General features: G+C 71.1%; 17 protein-coding genes. 10 read left to right on the top strand and 7 right to left on the bottom strand.

Going from position 1 to position 21,596, the window contains the following annotated elements:
* The first annotated feature begins 73 nt into the window (after positions 1-73).
* Positions 74-706, top strand: coding sequence for a TetR/AcrR family transcriptional regulator (locus tag ACWCPM_RS29195; protein WP_450979249.1), 633 nt, complete (start codon positions 74-76; stop codon positions 704-706).
* Between the two features lie 232 nt (positions 707-938).
* Entirely contained in the window at positions 939-1,823 is an 885-nt protein-coding gene (locus ACWCPM_RS29190; protein WP_450979248.1) for a hypothetical protein, read from the top strand.
* A gap of 52 nt (positions 1,824-1,875) precedes the next feature.
* On the opposite strand, the gene ACWCPM_RS29185 is transcribed toward ACWCPM_RS29190, so the two are convergent.
* Positions 1,876-3,414 (bottom strand): serine/threonine-protein kinase, encoded by a 1,539-nt coding sequence (locus ACWCPM_RS29185; RefSeq protein ID WP_450979247.1) that lies wholly within the window; start codon positions 3,412-3,414, stop codon positions 1,876-1,878.
* A gap of 254 nt (positions 3,415-3,668) precedes the next feature.
* Positions 3,669-4,658, bottom strand: coding sequence for a pirin family protein (locus ACWCPM_RS29180; protein WP_450979246.1), 990 nt, complete (start codon positions 4,656-4,658; stop codon positions 3,669-3,671).
* Positions 4,659-5,396: 738 nt separating this feature from the next.
* Here ACWCPM_RS29180 and ACWCPM_RS29175 point away from each other — a divergent pair.
* From ACWCPM_RS29175 to ACWCPM_RS29150, 6 genes are all read left to right on the top strand, one after another.
* On the top strand, positions 5,397-6,008 hold the full coding sequence (locus ACWCPM_RS29175) for an ATP-binding protein (RefSeq protein WP_450979245.1): 612 nt from the start codon (positions 5,397-5,399) through the stop codon (positions 6,006-6,008).
* Between the two features lie 378 nt (positions 6,009-6,386).
* On the top strand, positions 6,387-7,445 hold the full coding sequence (locus ACWCPM_RS29170; RefSeq protein ID WP_450979244.1) for a helix-turn-helix domain-containing protein: 1,059 nt from the start codon (positions 6,387-6,389) through the stop codon (positions 7,443-7,445).
* The gene (locus ACWCPM_RS29165) at positions 7,432-7,617 is read left to right on the top strand and encodes a DUF397 domain-containing protein (RefSeq protein WP_450979243.1); all 186 of its coding nucleotides are present in this window, start codon (positions 7,432-7,434) and stop codon (positions 7,615-7,617) included. Before ACWCPM_RS29170 ends, ACWCPM_RS29165 begins: the two co-directional genes overlap by 14 nt.
* Before the next feature lie 277 nt (positions 7,618-7,894).
* A complete protein-coding gene (locus ACWCPM_RS29160; RefSeq protein ID WP_450979242.1) occupies positions 7,895-10,732 on the top strand; it encodes a BTAD domain-containing putative transcriptional regulator in 2,838 nt (945 codons plus the stop codon).
* Between the two features lie 224 nt (positions 10,733-10,956).
* Positions 10,957-11,304, top strand: a complete 348-nt coding sequence (locus ACWCPM_RS29155) for an STAS domain-containing protein (protein WP_450979241.1) — start codon at positions 10,957-10,959, stop codon at positions 11,302-11,304.
* Entirely contained in the window at positions 11,301-12,266 is a 966-nt protein-coding gene (locus ACWCPM_RS29150; protein ID WP_450979240.1) for an anti-sigma factor RsbA family regulatory protein, read from the top strand. The genes ACWCPM_RS29155 and ACWCPM_RS29150 overlap by 4 nt, the downstream gene beginning before the upstream one ends.
* 212 nt (positions 12,267-12,478) lie before the next feature.
* Here ACWCPM_RS29150 and ACWCPM_RS29145 read toward each other — a convergent pair whose 3' ends face one another.
* The 4 genes from ACWCPM_RS29145 to ACWCPM_RS29130 form a co-directional block, all read right to left on the bottom strand.
* Positions 12,479-12,673 (bottom strand): hypothetical protein, encoded by a 195-nt coding sequence (locus ACWCPM_RS29145; RefSeq protein ID WP_450979239.1) that lies wholly within the window; start codon positions 12,671-12,673, stop codon positions 12,479-12,481.
* 221 nt (positions 12,674-12,894) lie between these two features.
* The gene (gene kdpC, locus ACWCPM_RS29140; RefSeq protein WP_450979258.1) at positions 12,895-13,482 is read right to left on the bottom strand and encodes a potassium-transporting ATPase subunit KdpC; all 588 of its coding nucleotides are present in this window, start codon (positions 13,480-13,482) and stop codon (positions 12,895-12,897) included.
* A gap of 259 nt (positions 13,483-13,741) precedes the next feature.
* Positions 13,742-15,229, bottom strand: a complete 1,488-nt coding sequence (locus tag ACWCPM_RS29135) for a DEAD/DEAH box helicase (protein ID WP_450979238.1) — start codon at positions 15,227-15,229, stop codon at positions 13,742-13,744.
* Positions 15,230-15,404: 175 nt separating this feature from the next.
* Positions 15,405-15,608: a cold-shock protein gene (locus tag ACWCPM_RS29130; RefSeq protein ID WP_126388790.1), complete on the bottom strand. Its 204-nt coding sequence runs from the start codon at positions 15,606-15,608 to the stop codon at positions 15,405-15,407.
* Positions 15,609-16,466: 858 nt separating this feature from the next.
* Here ACWCPM_RS29130 and ACWCPM_RS29125 point away from each other — a divergent pair.
* On the top strand, positions 16,467-17,027 hold the full coding sequence (locus ACWCPM_RS29125; protein ID WP_450979237.1) for a dihydrofolate reductase family protein: 561 nt from the start codon (positions 16,467-16,469) through the stop codon (positions 17,025-17,027).
* Positions 17,028-17,073: 46 nt separating this feature from the next.
* Here the strand turns inward: ACWCPM_RS29125 and ACWCPM_RS29120 are convergent, their stop codons facing one another.
* Positions 17,074-17,223 (bottom strand): hypothetical protein, encoded by a 150-nt coding sequence (locus tag ACWCPM_RS29120; RefSeq protein WP_450979236.1) that lies wholly within the window; start codon positions 17,221-17,223, stop codon positions 17,074-17,076.
* 213 nt (positions 17,224-17,436) lie between these two features.
* Between ACWCPM_RS29120 and ACWCPM_RS29115 the strand changes: the two genes are divergently transcribed.
* A complete protein-coding gene (locus ACWCPM_RS29115) occupies positions 17,437-21,525 on the top strand; it encodes an nSTAND1 domain-containing NTPase (protein ID WP_450979235.1) in 4,089 nt (1,362 codons plus the stop codon).
* The last annotated feature ends 71 nt before the right edge of the window (positions 21,526-21,596 follow it).

Below are 21,596 nucleotides of genomic sequence, written 5' to 3'. Positions count from 1 at the left end.
TAGCACCCAACGTACCGGACAGCTGTCCGCTTAGCAAGGAACGGGTTCGGGACGCCGCCCGCGGGGAGGACGAGTGCAGGAGAAGAAGGCAGGGCCCCAGCGCTCGGACGCCCAGCGGAACCGCGAACGGATCCTGGAGGTCGCGGTGGCCGAGCTGACGCGTTGCGCGGACGCTCCACTGAGCACGATCGCGAAGAAGGCGGGCGTGGGGCAAGGCACGTTCTACCGGAACTTCCCCCATCGCGAGGCGCTGGTGCTGGAGGTCTACCGGCACGAGATGCAGCAGGTCGCCGACAGCGCGACCGAGCTGCTGGAGAGCCGGGAGCCGGACGAGGCGCTGCGGGCGTGGATGGACCGCCTCGCGCGGTTCGCCATGACCAAGGCGGGACTGGCGGAGGCGATCCGGCAGGCCACCAGCGCGCCGGGAGCGCAGAAGCCCGGGCCCACCCCGGTCGTCGCCGCCGCCGAACTGCTGCTGCGGGCGAGCGAGGAGGCCGGCACCATCCGCCCCGGCGTGACCGGGGACGACTTCACCCTCGCGATCTCCGGTCTCTGGCAGCTCGACCCCCACACCGACTGGCAACCGCGCGCGACCCGACTGCTGGATCTCGTGATGGACGGGCTGCGCGCGGGGGCTCGGGGGCGCCGGGACTCCACCGAGCGGGCCACACCGCCTTCCGCGGAAGTCAACGGTCGTTTCGCATAGGCGCCTTCACCTTCCTTTCGCCGACGCCTTTCTGTGCTCCCGTGCGCCCCTGGGAAAAGGACATTCGAGGGGCTGTACCCGGGTCGCACCGGGCAGAACAAGGAGACAAAGGCGGGGCCGGTGAGCAGTCGCCGGCAGTGACTCTGGGCCCGAGGGCCCTGACGATGCTCTGCGAGCCACGCCGTCACAGCCGCGACAACGGAACGGCTCGCCGAGGCGGAGGACCTCGTCCGTGACGGACTGCGCGTCGCCGGGAAGGCCGAAGGCGCCGTACCGGCCCGGAGGTTCGCCGTCGGTATCCTCATCCAGATCCTGCTGGCCCGGGGGCGCGCGTGCGCTCGCCGACGAACACCGCTACGGGGACGCGGCACCGAACGCCGTCATCTACCCGGACCCTCGCGCGGTCCACTCCGAGCTGCTCCTCGCCGAGGGCCGGCACACCGACGCCGAGCGTGAGCCGACCGCTCTCGGGCAGCGGTTGGAGGCCCGGGCCTGGCGCAATCCCGCCTGGTGCCCCTGGCAGCTGGATCTCGCCTACGCCGCCGCGCCGACGGCACCCGACCGGGCGGTCCGGCTCGCCCGGGACGCCGTCAAGCGTGCCCGCGACTTCGGCGCGGCCTCCGCGATCGGCCAGGCACTGCACACCGAGGCCGAGGTGACCGGCGGGACGGCCGCCCTGGACCTGCACGCCGAGGCCGTGGACCAGCTGCAGCAATCGCCCGCGGCGTACCAACTGGCCCGTGCGCTGGTCGGTCACGGCGCGGCGCTGTCGCGCGGCGACCGGGTGCAGGAAGCCGCGGACCGGCTCTACCAGGGCCTGGAATGCGCGGTGCACTGTGGTGCGGAGGCCCTGGCGACGCGAGCGCGGGACGAGCTCTCGGCGGCGGGGCTGCGGCCGTTGCCGCTCCGCTACGCCCAGACGGACACCCTCACGGCCCCCGAGCGCCGGGCCGCCGAGATGACCGCGCTCGGCAACCCGGTGGCGGTCGTGGCCAAGGAGCTGCGGCTCACCGAGCAGGGGGTGAGGCAGCTGCTGTCCCTGGTGTACCGCAAAGTCGGCACGGAGGCGGCGGGGCCGGCGCGTGCGCTGGAGACGTTTCCCCGGCAGCGGTCCTGACGTCGGCGGCCGCCCGGGTTCGGTGTCCTGACCTCGGCAGGAGTGCGCACGGCTACGTCTCGCGCGTGCAGCTCCCCGTCGGGCTCGTGGCCGGTGGCCGGCACTGGAGGGCGTAGTCGGCCGCGCTGGTGCTCAGGTAGCGGCCCAGGCAGTCGTTGGGCGTCGTACGCCCCCGCTCGGCACAGAAGGTCAGCGCCGCGCGGCCGTCCGCGAACGGGCCCGGAGCATAGATCAGCCAGTAGCCCGGTCGCAAGGACGCGTAGTCGTCGCTGCGGACGAAGACGGCCTCGGGCACGGTCTCGCGTACCCGTGCGAGGCGCTGGTCACGGACCGCGGTACCCGTGGAGACCGGCTCGGAGTGCAGCTGCGCGATCCAGCGGCCCGCCCCGTCGGGGGCGGAGGGCGAGGGTGCGGGCGGCTCGGGCGCGGTCGGGGTCGGGGTCGGGGTGGGTGTCGGGGTGGGTGTCGCGCTGGGCGTCGGGGTCGGGGTGGCGTCGGCCGGCGCCGAGGAGGAGACGGTGGCCGAGGAGCCTCCCTGCGACCCGACGGTCCGCTTGTCGTCCCCGCCGCCCTCCTTGTCGTCGCCGGGCATGAGCAGGGTCAGGGCGAGTGCGGTGACCGCGCCCACCGCCACGACGGCCGACACCGCGGCGAGCAGGAGCGGCCTGCGGCCACGGGACGGGCTGCTCGGACGAGGCGTGTCCAGACGCGTGGGCGTGGGCGTGGGCAGCGGTGGAGGCGGCGGAGCGTGAGTCACCGTCTGCGTCGGCTCGGCCCAGTGCGGTGTGGCGCCGGACTCGACCTGCTCCAGCAGCGCGTCCAGTTGCTCGGCGCCGGGCCGTGCCGCCGGGTCGCGGACGAGGAGGGACTGCAGGACGGGAGCGAGGGGGCCGGAGCGGACGGGCGGGGGCACCGGGTCGTCGAGGACCGCGGCGAGTGTGGCGAGGGTCGTCTCGCGGCGCAGCGGGCTGACACCCTCCACACAGACGTAGAGGACCAGCCCCAGGGACCACAGGTCGGCCGCCGGCTCGTCGCCGCGGCCGCGGACGCGCTCGGGCGCCATGTACTCGGGGGAGCCGACGAGTTCACCGGTGACCGTCAGGGCGCTCGTGCCCTGGAGCGCGGCGATGCCGAAGTCGGTGAGGACGGCGGTGCCGTCGGGGCGGAGCAGTACGTTGGCGGGCTTCACGTCCCGGTGCTGGATGCCGGCGGCGTGGGCGGCACGCAGCCCGGAGAGCAGCTGACGGCCGATGCGTGCCGCCTCCACCGGCCCCAACGGGCCCTGAGTGAGACGCTGCTGGAGCGAGACACCCGGCACCAGCTCCATCACGATCCACGGATGGGGGTCCGCCTCGACGATCTGATGGATCGTCACCACATAGGGGTTGCTGAGCCGGGCCAGCGCCCTGGCCTCGCGCATGACCCGCTCGCGTACCGCCTCGGACGCCTCGGCGTCCGCGCGTACGGCTTTCAGAGCGACGTAGCGATCGAGCACGGTGTCCCGCGCCCGCCAGACCGTGCCCATACCCCCGCTGCCCAGCCGCTCGATCAGCTCGAAGCGTCCGTCGACGATGTCCCCCGGTGCGTTCACCCGCCATAGGTTAGGGCAGCGGGCGGCACGTTCGCGGGGCAGCGTCGCGATCGACTCCCGGGCGCGGGGTGAAGGCCGGCCGGGCCACGCCCGATCGGGGGCCGCCGGCCTTGGAGCTCACCGCCGAGGGCCCCGCGGCCGGCACGGCCGGACCCGCCTCCGGTACGGACGGCAGCCGTACGCCGGTACGGCCGGACCCGCCTCGGGTACGGACGGCAGCCGTGCGCCGGTACGGCCGGACCGGCGCACGGCGCTCAGTCGCGCGGAGGATTCCTGCGGGGGGCGATGACGGCGTTGGGCAGGCTCGGGGCGGGAAGGCGGTCGCCCGGGTAGCCCTCGACCACACCGAAGCGGTCGGAGGACGCCTCCCAGTCCTCGCGTGCGCGCACGATGTCCTCGTGGCTGCGGCCGACGAAGTTCCACCACATGACGATCTCCTCGTCGAACGGCGTACCGCCCAGCAGCACCGCCCGCGCGTGCCCGTCGGACTCGTTCACCAGCGTCAGGCAGTCCACGCCGGGGTGCACGTAGCCCAGCTCCGCCGGCGCCAGCACGGTGCCGGCCAAGCGGATGTCCCCGCTGTCGACGAGGAGACCGTGCTCGAAGGCGGGGTCCACGGCGAGCGCGATCTCCGTGTGCGGCGCGAGGACGATCTCGGCACCGAGCAGCGGCGAGAAGGTCCGCACCGGCGAGGTGTCACCGGCGAGAGACCCCAGGAAGACCCTGATCCCGGCGCCGTCGCGTTCTACCGTCCCGGGCACGTAGTGCTGGAAGTCGCGTGCGGCGTTCCGGTGCTCCTCGGGCAGCGCCACCCACAGCTGGACGCCGTGCAGCACGGTCGTGCCGGGGGTGGAGACCTCGGTGTGCGCGATGCCGGAGCCGCCGGTCATCAGGTTCATCTCGCCGGGCCGGACGAAGGCGTGGCTGCCGAGGGTGTCGCGGTGCTCGATCTCCCCGCTGAAGAGCCAGCTCACCGTCTGCAGCCCGATGTGGGGATGGGGGGCGACATCCATGCCGCCGGTCAGGGACACGTCGTCCGGACCGTAGTGGTCCGCGAAGCACCAGGCCCCGATCAGCGTGCGGGCCCGCTGCGGGAGCGTGCGCCTCACGGGCATCGCACGCGGCCCGCCCAGGGGAACCTCCCGCGCGGAGAGCACCTCGACGCGCGGCACCACCGCACGCTGCCGGTCGTCGACCAGCGCCCCGCACCGCACCTCCGAGGGTTCCGCTTCCAGGTTGCTCATCGGGACCACCTTCTCCACACTCCCGCGGCCGGTGACCGCACCTCGCTCACAAGCACGAAGTGTAATCGGTTGATGATTCAACGACTCCGACGGCTCGCCGCGGCGGGCGGGAAGGGCAGGCAACGGCAGGGCAGGGCAGGGAGATCCTGGGCGAGCCGGTATCCACGGGGAGTCGGTCGGCCCAGGAAACCCCAGCGCGCCCGCGCGGTCACCAGCACCCCCACCCGCGTCATCGGCGGTCCAGGTGACGGGCGTGAGGCAGCCGGTGTTCGTGAAGCGACCCGCGGGGCACGGGCGGGCAACCGCGCCCTGGGCCAGTGGGCCTCACGCGGGTCCGTCGCCCCGGAAACGGGCGGAAGCGGCGTCGAGCCGTTGGCCGCCTACTGCCGATATACCACCGCTCTCCCCTCGTCCTGCAAGGTGCGCGGATACAACTGTCGGTGAGCGGCACCTCGATGGGGAGGGCCATCCATGCCCGGAAACGCACGAAGTGACCCGCACCGCTCCTGCCGGCGACGCCGGAAGTCTCCCTGGCGCCCTCCGGACCACACGCGCCGGGCGGCCGACGCTCTCCTGCGCCGATCGCTTACCCGCACGGAACGCCTGGGCGGCCGGCGGCCACCCCGCTCGCATGAGGCCGTCGCTCCGTCGTCGCCTCCGGCCCACCGAGGGCAGACGGCCGACCACTTCGGACGCCCCATCGGCCGCACCCCATCCACTCCGGCACATGGACTCGACATGACAGATATCGACCCGCGCCCCCGGGCGGCCCGCCACCCCTGCCCCTCCCCCTTCGGCCGACAGCGCCTTGAGCACGGTGCGACCGCACCCCTCGTCAACGGTGATCACGACGGCGCGCGGCCACGGAGAACCACCGGCGCCGATGCAGGCGCGGCGACCGGTCGGAGCCTCGCCTGCTCGGACTGCAACCTCGCCTTCGGCCGGCATCTGCACCTCCACGTGGACCCGGTGGCGGCGAAGGTGGGCGGAGTCCGCGGGTCCGTGCGTGCGGCCCTCTCCTCGTGGGGCTGTCCGCCCCAGGTCATCGACGACAGCGTGCTGCTCACCAGTGAACTGGTCGGCAACGCCGTCATGCACGGGCCGCGCACGTCGATAACGGTGAACCTCCTGCAAGTCGGCGACAGGCTGCTCCTGGAGGTCACCGACGCCTCCTCGGCACGCCCAGCGGTCCGGCAGTCGGGGCCCGAGGACGAGCAGGGGCGCGGGATGTACCTGGTTCAGGCCATCGCTTCGGCCTGGGGTTCGCGACGGGAGTCTCACGGCGGGAAGACGACGTGGTGCACCGTCGCTCTCGACGGTGGCGGGGACCCGCCACGACCGCCTCGATGATCTTTGTGGCAGGGCGCGCGCGGGAAGCGGGAGCGCAGGCGGGCGGGCGCGTCCCGCACCGGGCGCGCCGGACAGGGGCCGGAGCCCGGTCGAGCTGTGACTCCGGAGCGCGGTGTCGCCTCCGGTACACCGCCGCTCCCGGCGGGCCCTGGCTCCGGAGCGCCGGTGTTACCGCCGGTATACCGCTGCTCTCCCCCTCGCAGGCATGGTGAACGCGCAATCACCGTCTTCGCAGGCGATCTCCAGGGAGGGCCAGTGACCGGCGCGACGAATGACAGGGACCAGGGTGCGTTCGACCCTCGGCACGGAAATCTCTACCGGTGGGACATCCACCACGTGTCCAGCAGCCGGCACCAGCACGGACCGTGCGGTACGTGCGTGAGCGAGGACAGCGCACGCGCCTGCATCGAGGCGGCGCTGTCCGCCGCCGCCGGCCCCGATGTGTACGCCTGGGGTCTGCTGAGCCTCATGCCCGCCGGAACGACGGCGACGTCGCCGCCGTGGCGCCGTACGCCCCTGGCGTGGGCCGCACCTGGGCCGGACGGAACCGTCGCCTGGCTGCCGCACGGTGGTCGGCCGCTCATCACGGAGGCAGGGAGCGGGACGCCGGCGACGCCCACGGAGAGCCTCTCGTCACTGCTGTCCCGGTTCGGCCGTGAAGTCCACCGGTACCGGATCACCGCGGGAATCACTCAGACGGAATTCGCCGAGCGGGCGGACTGCGCGGAGACGAGGGTCGGGCGCATCGAGAACGCTCAGGAGATGCCCTCGTACGACTTCGCTCAACGAGCGGACCGGGTCCTCGGCACCGACGGTGCGATGGTGAAGCTCTGGCCGTCGCTCATCCGGTCGGCATATCCGGACTGGTTCTGGCATGTCATCGAGCTGGAGCAGCGAGCCGGCTTCATCCAGGAGTTCGAGTCCGTCGCCATCCCCGGCCTGTTGCAGACAGAGGCGTATGCGCGCGCCATCTTCACCGCCGCCCACCCGGTCTCCCCGGAAATGCAGATCGAACAGTTCGTGGCCGCCCGCATCGACCGGCAGCGCATCCTCACCAGGCGCGATCCGCCCCAGTTCATGGTGACGCTCGACGAAGGCGTCCTTCGCCGCGGTATCGGCGGGAATCGCGTCATGAGCGAGCAGCTCGGGCATCTGCTGGATCGCTCCGACCTGCCCAAGGTCCACCTCCAGGTGATCCCGTTCAACGTCCGGGAACACCCCGGCGGCATGACGCCGTTCCGGCTCATGGGATTCCGGGAGGGCCCGGACGTGCTCTACGGGGAGACGTTCATAGGCGGACAGACGACCGTCGACCCCGCACAGCTCCAGCAGCACAAGCTGGCCTTCAATCTGATCCAGTCCAAAGCACTCTCCCGAGACGACTCACGCGTTCTCATACGCGACCTGAAAGAGGAACTGGACCGTGGATCCGACTGAACCGCCCTGGCGCAAGAGCAGCTACAGCATGGGAAACGGCGGCAATTGTGTCGAGGTGGCGGACGGCGCGCACACCGTCCATGTGCGCGACAGCAAGAATCCCGACGGTCCGGAGCTCAGGTGCGGTCGGGAACAGTGGCAGGTCTTCGTCACCGCCCTCGCGAACCCCTGACAGCGCCGTTCCGCAAGCCGCCCGGCCGGATGCGCCCGCCGGCGGCACCGCCGGCCCCTCTGCCACCGTCGCGCACACACGGATACGCAGGCACCTTGCCAACAACAGGAGTTCGAACCGAGAATTCGTGATCCACGATATTCTGCGCCCCCGTTGCCCCGGGGAGGGACACAGGATGGTCGGCCATGTCCGGTCAGCCGGCCGACGCACAAGTCCCCACCGGGCGAGGAGCGTGCGCCGGCCCTGCCGGTCCGGGTGACGGCTCATGGAGCGTGACATGCGGTATCGGATACTCGGGCCGCTCGGGCTCCGGCGCGACGGCGAAGAGATTCCGCTCGCGCCCGCCAAGTGGCGGATGCTGCTGGCAGTGCTCCTGTGCGACGCCAACCAGGTCGTCTCCACCGACCGGCTGGTCGCGGAACTCTGGGGCGCCCGGCCTCCGCAGAGCGTGAACAAGCTTCTGCAGGGCTATGTCTCGCGCGTGCGGCGGGCGCTGGGCGATGAGTCGGGTGAACTGCTGGTGACCCATGTGCACGGTTACCGGGCCCACGGTTACAGGCTGGTCGTGGAAGCGGACGAGGTCGATTCCCACCGGTTCCTCGAACTCATCAAGCGGGGCACTCAGGAGCTGGACCGGGGTTCGGCCGAGGCCGCCGCCGCCCGGCTCGGCGAAGCGCTGGACCTGTGGCGCGACGCCCCGTTCGCCGACGTGCCGCCGACACCCGCCGTGGAGGCCGAGGCCGCGCGTCTGACAGCGAGTCACACGCAGGCGCGGGAACTCCGTATCGAAGCGCGCCTGCGGCTCGGCCGCCACGAGGCGGTGCTGGACGAGCTCGAGGCACTGGTGGCCGAGCATCCGCTCCGGGAAACCCTGCGCAGCCAGCTCATGCTGGCGCTCTACCGGTCGGGCCGGCAGGCCGACGCCCTGGCCGCATACCGGGAATTGCGTCACCGGCTGGCCGAGGAACTGGGCATCGAGCCGGGCCCACCGCTCCAGCAGCTCCACCAGCGGATCCTCACCGCCGACACGTCGTTGCTCCTCGAACCCGGGCCCGTCGCCGACCGTGGACCGGCTGACCGCGGCCCCGCCGAACGCGCTCGCGCCGACCGTACGACGACCACGGCGGGCGTACCCGCGCTGGTCCCGAGGGAACTTCCCCACAGCGGCACCGCCTTCCTCGGCCGCACCGGCGAGAGCTCCGTGCTGCAGAAGGTGCTGGGTCCCGCCGGCGAGGGACATGTGGCGATCGCCGCGATCGACGGGACCGGCGGCGTGGGCAAGTCGGCACTGGCGATCCACACGGCCCACCAGCTCGCCGACCGCTTCCCGGACGGCCAGTTCTACGTCGATCTGCACGGAGCCACCGCCGGACTGACGCCCCTGGAACCGGGCGAGGTGCTCGGCCGGTTCCTGAGCACGCTCGGTCTGCCCCAAGTGGCCATACCCACCAATACCGACGAGGCGGCCGCGACGTTCCGGTCCATGGTCGCCGACCGCCGCGTCCTCCTGGTGCTCGACAACGCCGCCGGTGTGGATCAGATCCGCCCGCTGCTCCCCGCCGGGCCGGGGTGTGCGGTACTGATCACCAGCCGGGAGATGCTCACCGCCCTCGAGGGTGCCACGCACCTCCACCTCGGCGTCCTGTTCCACGACCAGGCCACGGCCCTGCTGGAGCGCCTCCTCGGCCCGGAGCGGGTGGCCGCCGAGCCCGACGCGGCAGACACGATCATCAGAATGTGCGGGGGTCTTCCCCTGGCGCTGAGAATCGTCGGCGCCAGGCTGGCGGCCCGGCCCGGTTGGCCGTTGAGCGCCTTCGTCGACCGGCTGACCGACGCCCAGGGCCGCCTCGACGAGATCCGCGTCGGGGACGTTTCGGTACGTGCCAGCTTCCAGGCGAGCTATCACGCCATCTGTGACGGTGACAATCCCACCGACCAGGCCGCGGCGCGCGCCTTTCGGCTCCTCGGAGTGGTGCCGGGATCGAGCATGAGTCTGCCGGCGGCGGCCGCGCTGTTCGGCGTGTCCACCGGTCGGGCCGAGGACGCGCTCGAACGGCTGGTGGACGCGCACCTGCTGCACAGTCCTGCCCCGGCCCGCTACCAGATGCACGACCTGCTCCGCCTGTTCGCACGCGAGCAGGTGTGGGCGGAGGAACCCGAGGCCGAGCGGGAACAGGCCCTGGAACGCGTACTGCGCTTCTATCTCGCCACCGCACAACAGGCTGTGGCGTTCCTGGAGGTGCCGCCGTACGTCGCCCGCCGCGCCCACGATCTCTCGTCCGCGGGCACGGCCACCACGCCGGGTCTCCCGGCGGCGCGCATCAAGGACCTGGGGGAGGCCGAGACGTGGCTGGTCACCGAGCGCGCGAACCTGATGGCCATCGTCACGCACGCCCATACGCAGTCCGACTCCACGGCGCGTCTCGCGGTGCGGCTGACGGAGGTGCTGCAGTGGTACCTCTACCCGTACGGCCGGGCAAGGGAGTTGTGGACCCTGGGAGAGCTGGCCGTCCATACCGCCCGGCGTCTCGGCGACCGTGAGAGCGAGGCCTGGGGGCTGCACAACCTGTCAGCCGTGTACTGGCTGCACCGCCGGTTCGACGGGATGCGGCAGTGCCTGGAGTCGGCCCTGGCCATCTGGCGTGAGATCGGCGACCTCGAAGGCGAACGGCGCTCGCTGTACAACCTCGCGGACGCGCTGGCGGAAATGGAGCTGTACGAGGAGTCCGTGGCCCTGCAGTCCCGGCACCTCGACCTCGCGCGTGCGGCCGACGACCGCCTGGCCCTGGTCACCGGCCTGGGCAACCTCGGGCGTGCGTACCAGGGTCTGGGCCGCGCGGAGGACGCCCTGACATGCCTCGAGGAGAGTTGCCGGCACGCGCGGGAGCTCGGTGACAGGAGCCTGCAGAGCTTCGCCCTCCATGAGGTCGGCGCCGTCTGTTTCGATCAGGGCAGGAACCAGGAGGCACAGAAGCACCTGGAACATGCCGCGGCCCTGGGAGGGGGAAGCCTCACGGCGTACGTGAGCTGGCGGGGGCACGCGTGGAGTGCGTTCTTCCCCGCCTGCCTGAGTCTGCGGATCGGCCCGGAGACCCTCGGTCCGCCTCCGCTGTGAGGCGATGCCGGACGCCGGAACCGGCTCGGGGCACACACCGTGCGACCGGTCTACCGCCGCTATACCGGTCGCGTACAGGGTGGGGGAGGATCACGTCGGCCGCGAACCGCACAAGGAGCCTCGACGCACACTTCGGCTCTGGGACTTCTCGGAATCCCTCAGCCTCCTCTACGGTCAGGCGGGACTCTCTCCAGGATCAATCATCCCAGGACTCGGCAGGTCTCATGGAAGTCATTGCACCAAGCGAAGAGCGCATTCTGCGGATCGCCCGGACCGACGATCCCCCCGGCCTTCGCCTCGAGGGTGAACTCGACGTGACGCGGCACGGAGATGTCTTCGAGGCGCTGTCCTCGCTCGCGGCCGACGGCGGTGAAGTCCGGCTCGACCTGGCCGGGTTGACCTTCATCGACCTCGGTGCGCTCAGCATGCTGACGAGCTTCGTGGAGAGTCGGGGCGGCGGCCTGCGGCTCATCCTCGACGACATGTCGTCCGAGGTGGGGCACCTCATAGAGACAGTGGGTTGGGAACGCCTGCCCGGGCTCGTCCAGGGGCGGAAGGGGACGACGTCATGACGACCGGGACACATGCCGACCAGCAGCCCGTGGCGGACAGCGGGAAGAGCGACCACGCGGTCCGGCACCACGCGCTTCTCTACAGCGACGAGCGGGAGTTCCTCGCGGGTACCCTTCCCCACCTGCGTGAGGGCATCGAGGCCGGCGCCCCGAGCTTTGTGGTGACCCCGCAAAGCGAGGCCGAGGCACTGCGCGACTCGCTCGGGCAGGACGCTCACGCCGTGCAGTTCATCGACCCGGCGGACGTCTACACCAATCCCGTTCGGGCCATGGCCGCCATGACCGCCGTCGCCAAGACACTGGGCCCCCGTCCGGCGTGGGTCGTGGCGTCGGACGACTGGACGAGATATCGGGACGCGATCGAGTGGGTGCGTTATGACTCGATCTTCAACCTGAGCTTTGCCGACGTGCCGTTCCGGAGCTATTGCTGCTACAACACGGCGGTCCTGTCCTCCGACGCCATCGCACTCGTGCGCCAGACCCACCCGAAGATCCTCGAGGGCGACGTACTGCGGGACAACCCGCGGTACCGGGAACCCGAGGCCTTCGTCGGCGACATCGACCGGCAGCCCCTTCCCTCCTCCCCGCAGTCCGCAGCGTCGATGCAGATCCTTCCCACGGAACTGCACGCCGTCCGGACGTTCGTCGCCGATCAGGCGAAGCGCTGTGGGGTGACAGCCGACGCGCTGCACAACCTGCTCGTCGCCGTGACCGAGGTGGCCACCAACGCCATCCGCCACGGAGACGCACCGGTGACGCTGCGCACCTGGCCCGACGACGGACTGATCTGCGAGATCACCGACTCCGGCAACTGGCAGCCCGAGGAGTTCATCAGCTGGAGGCCGCCGGAGTCCGCGGTGGACTCCGGATTCGGACTCTGGGGAGTCGGGATGCTCTGCGACACCGTGCAAGTGCGGACGGGAGCGAACGGCACCACCGTACGCCTGCGGACATGTGCCTGAACCGAGCCTGACGCGCTCAGCCGGGACACGGCCCGGGGTGCGGCCCGCTCCGGATCCCGCCGGGTGAAGCGACTGCTCGAGCGGGTCGTCGGTAACCCGGCGTGCGGTCCACCGGTTCACCGCGTCCCGGCTCACACACCCCTCCGCCACAGCAGCGAACGGTGCCTGATGCGGCACCGGTCATCCCGCCGCCGGTCGCCGCCGGTCGCTGTTCACTGCCCCCGGTCGCCCAGTGCGCGGCGGCCGGGGACCGGTCCGCCGGCGCTTCGTGCGTGGGGGTCGGCATGCTCCTGTTCGTCGTCGACGGCGGCCCGCTCGATCGGCAGCAGCCGGGGGCTCGAGTCGGCCGCCGGCGTGGTGCCGGTGGTGCTCGGGCCAGTGCCCAACGGGCGTCGTGGGGCGCTCATTCCGGCAGTCTCGCGCCATGCCGCCTGAACGTTGTCCACGGGCGACCCTCCAAGGTGGCTCTGGTCATGAGTTTCGTTTCGACAGAGGTTGTCCCTCGACCCGGAAGGCACTCGGACCGGGGCGAGGTCGATGTCATGGTGGAGCCTAGCGGTGCGATCCCCCACGGGCACTTCCGTGCTGCCGGCCGACGTGATCCGCTCGCAGCGATCGGGTCATGGTGTCACTTGAGTTCGGAGAGCGCGAGGTTGAGTTCCACGATGTTGACCCGCTCGTGGCCGAGGAAGCCGAGGGTCCGGCCCTGCGTCCGGTCGTCCACCAGCTGGCGCACGGTGGCGGCGTCCACGCCGCGGGCTTGGGCGACCCGGTTGACCTGCTGGTAGGCGTAGTCGGGCGAGACGTGCGGGTCGATACCCGAGCCGGAGGCCGTGAGGGCGTCGACCGGGACGTCCTCGGGCGCGACGCCGTCGAACTCGGCGACCGCGGCGCGGCGCTCCTTGATGGTCTCCAGCAGCCCCGCGTCGTTCGGTCCGAGGTTGGAGGCGCCGGTGACCAGGGGGTCGTAGCCGCCGGGACGCGGCTGGAACCACTTGGGGTCGGGTTCGGCCACCTCCTCGGAGTCGTCCGGGTTCTTCTTGGGCAGATTGAAGCTCTGGCCGATCAGGCTGGAGCCGACGGTCTTGTCGTGGTGGGTGACTGTGGAGCCGTTGGCCTGGTCGGAGAAGACCGCCTGGGCGACGCCGGTCACGGCCAGCGGGTAGACGATGCCGGTGATCACGGTGAACACCAGCAGCATCCGCAGCGAGGCCAGATGGTTCCGGACGAGCCCTGTCGGGCGTGGGAAACACGCAGGCCAGGAGCGGTGCCGGTGGACCGGCTGGGACAGTGAAACGCCGAACCAGCGCTCACGGACAGGGCGTAAGCGCCTTCCTGGCACGCCGGCCGATCGACCTGATGCCGTCTTGACGGTCCGTAACCGCAGCGACATTCACCGCTACTCGGTGCTAGCGCACGCGGTGGAGGGGCAGGCAGGCCCGGGATGCAGTGGGATGTTGTCAGCCCGGCACGGCCTACGCGCCACGACGGACCCGGGCCGCCTTGCGGGCCTCGGCGATCTGGCGGGCCTCAGCAGACCGGCGCGACTCGCCACCGCCGCGGCCGGACGGCCCCGGGCGGGTGCCCAGACCGCGGAAGGGGACACCGCCGCGCTTCGGGCGCTCCGTGACCGGCCCGCTACCGTTGACGGGGACGCCGGAGGGAGCCTGGGCGCCGGTGATGCGGCTCAACTCGGCTTCGCCGGAGCTGACCTGCGTGATCTGCGGCCTGATGCCCGCGTCGGACAGGAGACGGGCCATGTCCCGGCGCTGGTTGGGCAGGACCAGCGTGACGACACTGCCGGACTCGCCGGCGCGGGCGGTACGGCCGCCACGGTGCAGGTAGTCCTTGTGGTCGCTGGGCGGGTCGAAATTGACCACGAGGTCGAGGTCGTCGATGTGGATGCCGCGGGCCGCGACGTTGGTGGCCACCAGGACCGTGACGTGACCGTCCCTGAACTGAGCCAGGGTGCGGGTGCGCAGGGGCTGCGACTTGCCGCCGTGCAGCGCTGCGGCCTTCACGCCGCTGCTGCGCAGGTGCTTGGTGAACTGGTCGACGGCGTGCTTGGTGTCCAGGAACATGATCACACGCCCGTCGCGGGCGGCGATCTCGGTGGCGGTGGCGTACTTGTCGGCGCCGTGCACGTGCAGAACGTGATGCTCCATCGTGGTGACCGCGCCCGCCGAGGGGTCGACCGAGTGGACTACCGGGTCATGGAGGTAACGACGGACCAGGAGGTCGATATTGCGGTCCAGCGTGGCCGAGAACAGCATGCGCTGGCCGTCGGGGCGTACCTGGTCCAGCAGTTCGCTGACCTGGGGCATGAAGCCCATGTCGGTCATCTGGTCGGCCTCGTCGAGGACGGTGATGTTGACCCGGTCCAGGCGGCAGTCCTTACGCTCGACGAGATCCGCGAGGCGGCCCGGAGTCGCGACGACCACCTCGGCCCCGGCACGCAGTGCGCGGGCCTGCCCGCCGATCGACATCCCGCCGACCACAGTGGCCAGCCGCAGCTTCAGCAACCGGGCGTACGGGGCGAGCGCATCGGTGACCTGCTGAGCCAGCTCGCGTGTGGGGACGAGGATCAGGGCCAGCGGCTTCCGCGAATCGGCGCGCTGCCCGGCCGTGCGCACCAGGAGCGCCAGGCCGAAGGCGAGCGTCTTGCCCGATCCGGTACGCCCGCGGCCCAGGACGTCGCGCCCTGTGAGGGAGTTCGGCAGTGTGGCGGCCTGGATCGGAAACGGCTCGTTCAGGCCAAGATCGGTGAGCATCTGCAACACCTCGGCGGGCATGTCGAGTTCACCGAAGGTCGCGACCGCGGGGAGGGCAGGGGTGACGGTGACCGGCACCGCGAACTCCCCCTGTGGTGCGGAGGGGCGACGCCCGTCGCCGCCCGAACTGACGCCGGGACGCCCCTGACCCTCTGGCCGGAAACGGTCATTCGTGCGAGCTGAACGGCTCATGGAGAACCTTCCTCGATGGGGCGCGCATCGAGGAATTCCCGACAGAAATGAGCCGGATGAATTGCAAGAACGAGCCGAAAGTAAGACTGAAAGAATTCCACCGGAATGTAAATACAAGTAAGCTGGGGCCCCACCACAAGGTGTGGGCCCCAGCTACCTCATTTACGCTTCGACGTCAGGCAGGAGTGATGTTCTCCGCCTGCGGGCCCTTCTGTCCCTGCGTGATGTCGAAGTTCACCTTCTGGCCTTCCTGGAGCTCACGGAAGCCCTGAGCGGCAATGTTCGAGTAGTGGGCGAAGACGTCGGGGCCGCCGCCGTCCTGCTCGATGAAGCCGAAGCCCTTTTCCGCGTTGAACCACTTGACGGTGCCGGTAGCCATGTCACATCTCCTTCGGGGCAGTGCCCAGGGGTCCACACCGTGTGAACCCTTGCGTTGCCACAATGAACCCCGTCCGGATGAGCACCGGAGACGTAAAAGCGCCCGGCGATCCACAACCGCCGCGACACTTGAAGTTTCGGGAACCACAACTGCAACTACCGTCAATCTTATCACGACACACGCGTCCGCATTATCTTTCGCGCACCGCTCCGGATCAGCCGCAGCCTGCGCGCACTCGAATGCACACGAAAGATTGATTTTCAGGTTACACAAGGGGCGATCACGGAGAACTCCTCCTATTACCTTCCTGATGGCCCCGCAAGGGGGCGCACGGCCTCCGGAGCCGACATGTGATCCCCGCCTTCGGAGGCGTCGGCGTCTCCCTCGAACTCCGGACCGAGCACGGGAGCACGCCTGTGATGGCAGAGGCCGGTTTCGATGACGCCGCCGCCGGCAGCGCGTGGCAGGGGACGTGACCTCAGGCCGCTGTCGGTGTCGAGTTGTTCCCCACCTTCGCGCTGCTCCACGATGACGTCATCGTTCTCTCCGAAGCCCGGCACGATCGTCGCACCGCACACAGGCAGTTCACCGAACGAGGCCCGCGCGGCCACCCGAGCCGCGCTTCGGAAAGAGCGCCGCGATCTCAGGCCGGCCCGTACGGTAGTCGATGCAATGCGCCGCGACCGGGAATCCACCGCCCACGGTGTCCCTCCTCGGGCGGTCCGGCACGTTCGGGCAGTGGTCGGCGCTCATACGACTCGCCCAGATCGCCGCCGGCTCCCGCTCGTTGATCCCGGCGAGGGTCGCCAGGGCGTGTTTCGGGACACACACGTAGCCTCGACCTGGGAGGAGGCTCGCATGGCCAAGTTGATCTACATGTTCAATGTGTCCGTGGACGGCTACATCGCCGACGCGGACGGCGATTTCGACTGGGCGGTACCGGACGAGGAGTACTACTCCTTCATCAACGACGTGCTGCGGCCGGTCGGGACCTACCTGTACGGGCGCCGACTGTACGACATGATGGCTGTCTGGGAGACCGACCCGTCCATCGCGGGCCGGTCGCCCGGGGCGCGGGAGTTCGCGGAGATCTGGCAGGCGGCCGACAAGGTCGTGTACTCCAGGACGCTGGAGTCGGCCTCCACCACCCGGACCCGGATCGAACGGGACTTCGACCCCGAGGCGGTTCGGCGGCTGAAGGCGTCTTCCGAACGTGACCTCACCGTCGGCGGGGCCGCCCTCGCCTCCCACGCCATCGCCGCAGGGCTGGTGGACGAGTACCACCTGTTCGTCGGCCCCGCCGTGCTGGGTGGCGGCAAGCCCTTCCTCCCCGACGGGGCCCGGCTCCGCTTCGAGCTCCTGGACGAACGCCGGCTCACCAGCGGCGTGGTCTACCTCCGCTACCACACCCAGCCGTGAGCACCCGGTGCCGCCGGGCCGGGGCAGATCGGGTGCGCCGGGGTGCTCAGCCGGTCTGCCCCTGGAGAACCTGGCGGGCGATTCTCAGCTGCCTGTCCCGCAGCGCGGTGCGGTCCTCGAGCACGTCGGGGTGATCGTCGAGCCGGCGCTGCTGCATCACGGCGAGTCTGGCGTAGGCGGCGCGCAGGTCGGGCATGCGGCCAGGGGGTGCCGGCCCGGGAGGGCGCACCAGGCGGCAGTCCGCTGATCCACGTCAGTGCGGCGTCATGCGTGGGTCGGGCGGGCCGGCGCGGGTCTGCAAGCGGAGGGCTGGTGTACCTTCGGGCCGCCGGTGTTGATCCGTGCAGCCTTGGGGGGCGGCCGAGTGGAGTTGGGGATTCTGGGGGATCTGGCGGTCCGTCGCGGGGGCTTGCCGGTCGACATCGGATCGCCCAAGGTGCGTCTGCTGCTCGCGGTCCTGCTGAGCAGGCCCGACCGGCCCGTGCCTTCGGAGCTCCTGATGACCGCGCTGTGGGGCGAGCGACCGCCGCGCTCGGCGCGTAAGAACCTGCAGTTGTACGTCCATCTCCTGCGCAAGGCCCTGGGCCCGGAGCGCATCGAACGGCAGGGCGACGGCTATCGCGTGGTGGCGGGTGACGCGCTGGACGCCACGCGGTTCGAACGGCTGGCCCTCCAGGCGGAGGAGGCCCTGCGACAGGGTGAGACAGCGGGCGCGCAGGAGTTGCACGGTGAGGCGCTGCGGTGCTGGAACGGACCTGCGTTCGCGGAGTTCCTGGATACCGAAGCCGTCGCGACCCAGGCGGCCCGGCTGGAGGAGCTGCGTCTTGCCGTGCATGAGCGGTGGGGCGATTGCGGTCTGGCCCTCGGCAGGCATGCCGAGGTGGTCGTGGAGCTGACGGAGCTGCTGCCCCGGCATCCCTTTCGGGAGTCGCTCCGCGGCCAGCTCATGACGGCCCTGTATCGCTCGGGCAGGCAGGCCGAGGCGTTCGAGCTCTACCGGCGGACCCATGCGCTGTACGGGACCGAACTGGGCGTCGAGCCCGGCCCGGGTCTGCAGCGCCTGCACCAGGCGATGCTCCGCGGCGACGAGGGCCTCATACCCTCTCCAGTCCCCGTCGCGGCACTGGTGCCGGTCGGGGCCAACCCCTATCGGGGCCTGCCGGCGTTCACCTCCTCGGATCACCACCGGTTCTTCGGCCGCGACCGGCTGTGCGGGCTGCTGTGGGAGCGCCTGGAACGCTTCCCCGTGGTCGTCGTGTTCGGCGCGTCGGGATCGGGGAAGACCTCGCTGCTGGCGGCGGGCCTACTGGGCCGGATCCGGCGGGATACGACCGCTCGGTGGCAGCCGGTCATGATGACGCCGACCGACCAGCCGGTGAAACAGCTGGCGGCCGCGCTCGCCGAGCACGACCGGCCCGCCGGTCAGGTGCTGCTGGTGGTCGATCAGTTCGAGGAATTGTTCACCGTGTGCTCCGATCCCGCGGTACGGGAGGAATTCGTCGCCGGGCTGTCAGCGGCGTCCCATGCCGGAACGAAGGTCGTGCTCAGTGTCCGTGCCGACTTTTTCGCCCAGATGACCGGGCTGAGCGAGCTGGCGCCGGCGCTGATGAGCGAGGCCCAACTGCTGGTCGGTCCGCCGTCGGCCGCGGAACTGCGAGAGCTGATCGTCCGGCCGGCGGATCTCGAGGGCTGCTCGGTCGACGCCGATCTGCTGGCCACCGTGGTGGCGGAGGCCTCCGGCGCTGCCGCCGCACTCCCGTTGGTGTCCCACGCGCTGCGGGAGACCTGGCGCAACCGGGCCGGCCGCACCCTGACCCTCGCGGCGTACCAGGCGGGGGGCGGGATGCACAGTGCGATCGCCCAGACCGCCGAGCACGTCTACGCCGAGCTCGAACCCGCCGAGCAGGACCTGGTGCGCCGGCTCATGCAGCGGTTGATCAGCCTGGACGAGGACGGGGTGCGGGACAGTCGGCGGCGGGTCCCGCAAACCGAACTCGACGGGATGGGCCCGGCCGCGGCGGTCGCGGATGTGGTCGACGAGCTGGTGGCGGCGCGCCTCGTGGTCGTGGACGAGGACCGGGTGGAGATCGCCCATGAGGCGCTCATCGTGGCGTGGCCCAGGCTGCGGGCCTGGCTGAGCGAGGACCGCCGGCGCCTGGTCGTACGGCAGCGGCTCACCGCCGCGGCCCGGGTCTGGCAGCGGTCGGGACGGGACGCCGGAGGGCTCTATCGGGGCTCCGGGCTGGCCGAGGCACGCCCGCACCGCTCGGAGCTGAACCTTCTGGAGCGTGAGTTCCTCGACGCCAGCGAGGAGCTGGCCGAGTCCGAACTCGCTGCGGCGCGGCGCCGGGTCCGCCGGCTGAGGGTCCTGGCGATGGTGCTGGCGGCACTGCTGGCGGCGACCGTGACCGGAGGCGGTGCCGCCTGGCAGCAGCGGCAGGTGGCACAGCGCGAGCACCTGACCGTCCTGGCCCATCAGGCCGCGCTCACGTCGCGCTCGCTGGTCGCCACCGACCCGGACGTCGCCCGGTCCCTCGCCCTGGCCGCCTATCGACTGCATCCCGACGCCGACACCCTGGGCGCGGTGATCAGTACGTCGGCGTCCGCGCAGCCCAGCGTCGCACTCAACACGCACGGGCCCGCGTCGTTCGGCCTGGCCCTGTCCCCTCACGGCTCGTCGGTGGCCGCGGCCACCAGCGACGGCACCGTGGAGCTCTGGGATCCGGAACGACGCAGGAAGCTGGCCTCCTTCACCGAGCATGTCGTCAAGCCGCTCCCCCAGGGGTTCTTCGCGCTCAGGGTGGCCTTCAGCGCCGACGGTACCCGGCTGGCGTCCCTGGCCCGGTTGAACGATCCGAAGCAGCCGACCGGAGGCTCGGTCGTCGTGCGGGACGTCCGGTCGAGGAAGGTGCTGTTCAAGCAGGTCGTGTCCGGCGACCTCAGCAACGGTCTGGCCTTCAGCGCCGACGGCACGGTCGTGGCCTACGGCACGGGCGAGGGCACACGGGTAGCCACGCTGGGCGGTGGCAAGGCCGTGTTCCTGCCCACCGGTATGCCCGCGGCACTCAGCCTGGCCGGCGATCAGCGCTCGCTCGCCGTCACCCGTACCGATGGGACAGTGGCCGTCTGGGACATCGAAACCGGTCGCCGTCGCGTCGAGCTGAACACCGAAGGCGCCCAGGTGGCCCGGTTCGGCTCCACATCCGATGTCCTGGCCACGGCCTCCGAAGAACACGGCATCAGGTTCTGGCGGCTGACCGGCCGCTCGGCCCGCCAGTTCGCCGACCTCCCGGTGCAGACGGCCTTCCCCTGGATGATCTCCGCGCCGGTCGGTGATCGGATCGCGATCGCCGACGAGGAGGGCCTGATCTCGATCTGGGACTACCGGCGCCGCGAGCAGATCGCCCGCCACGCCGACCGCTACCGCTCGGAGACCATGGCTCTGGACCTGGCACCGGACGCGAGCACGGTGGTCTCGGGCGGCCTGGGACGCACCATCGTGGTGCGCCGGACGGCCCTTCCCTTCAGCGGTCACGGCGGCGCCGTGAACGACGTGGACGTCAGCCCCGACGGCCGGCTCGTCGCCTCCGCCGGCGACGACAGGTCCGTACGGATCTGGAATGCCTCCGGTGCTGCCGAACGGCTGCTGGGCGGACACTCCGACCACGTCAAGGCAGTCGCGTTCAACCCGGACGCCACGGTGCTGGCGGCCGTGACGCGCGACCACACCCTGACTCTGTGGAACCCGTCGACCGGGCGGCGCCACACCACCATCGCCTTCACCGGTATAGGCACCGGCACGGACGTCGCCTTCAGCCCGGACGGCAGCACGGTCACCGTGATGTCCCTGGGAGGAACGTTCCGCTGGAGGGTCAGCGACCCGGCACACCCCCGTCCACTGCCGGCGCCGCCCGGCCCGCGCACCTCGACCGCCCTGGCCTACCCCGCTCGGGGCGGCCTCCTCGTCGCGAGCACACCGGCCGGCGGCATCGCCGTGTGGAGCACCGCCGACGATCGGCTGGTGAAGGCCTTCCCGGCCACGCAGGGGTCCACGCAGGACATCGCGGCCACTCCGGCGGGCGATCTGATCGCCACCGCCGGCTCGGACCACACGGTGCGCCTGTGGTCGACCCGGACAGGGAAAAGCCGGGGCACCCTGACCGGCCACACCGCAGCGGTAGGCACGCTCGCCTTCAGCAGGGACGGACGCCTCCTCGCCTCGGCAGGTGAGGATCACACCATCGTCGTCCGGGATGTACGGACCCACCGGCGCATCGCCACCCTCACCGGCCACTCGGCGGACGTGCAGGGCTTGGCGTTCACCCCGGACGGAACCCTGCTGTCCGCGGGAGCCGACCAGCGCATCATCCACTGGCCGCTGACCGCGACCGAAGCCATCCGGCGCATCTGCCGAGCCACCGCCCCACCGCCCACCGCGGCGCAACTCGACCGCCACCTCCCCGGCCAGGACACCGGCGCGCTCTGCCCGCAGCCCTGACCCGGGCACGCGGGCGCGGCGTGCTCCCCTGCAAGCGGTCCGTGCCTGGCACCACCGCCCAGGGCGGCCGG

It is taken from the genome of Streptomyces sp. NPDC002309 (assembly GCF_053593375.1).
The sequence above is the reverse complement of the archived record's forward strand: the minus strand, read 5'-3'. Positions and strand labels throughout refer to the sequence as shown.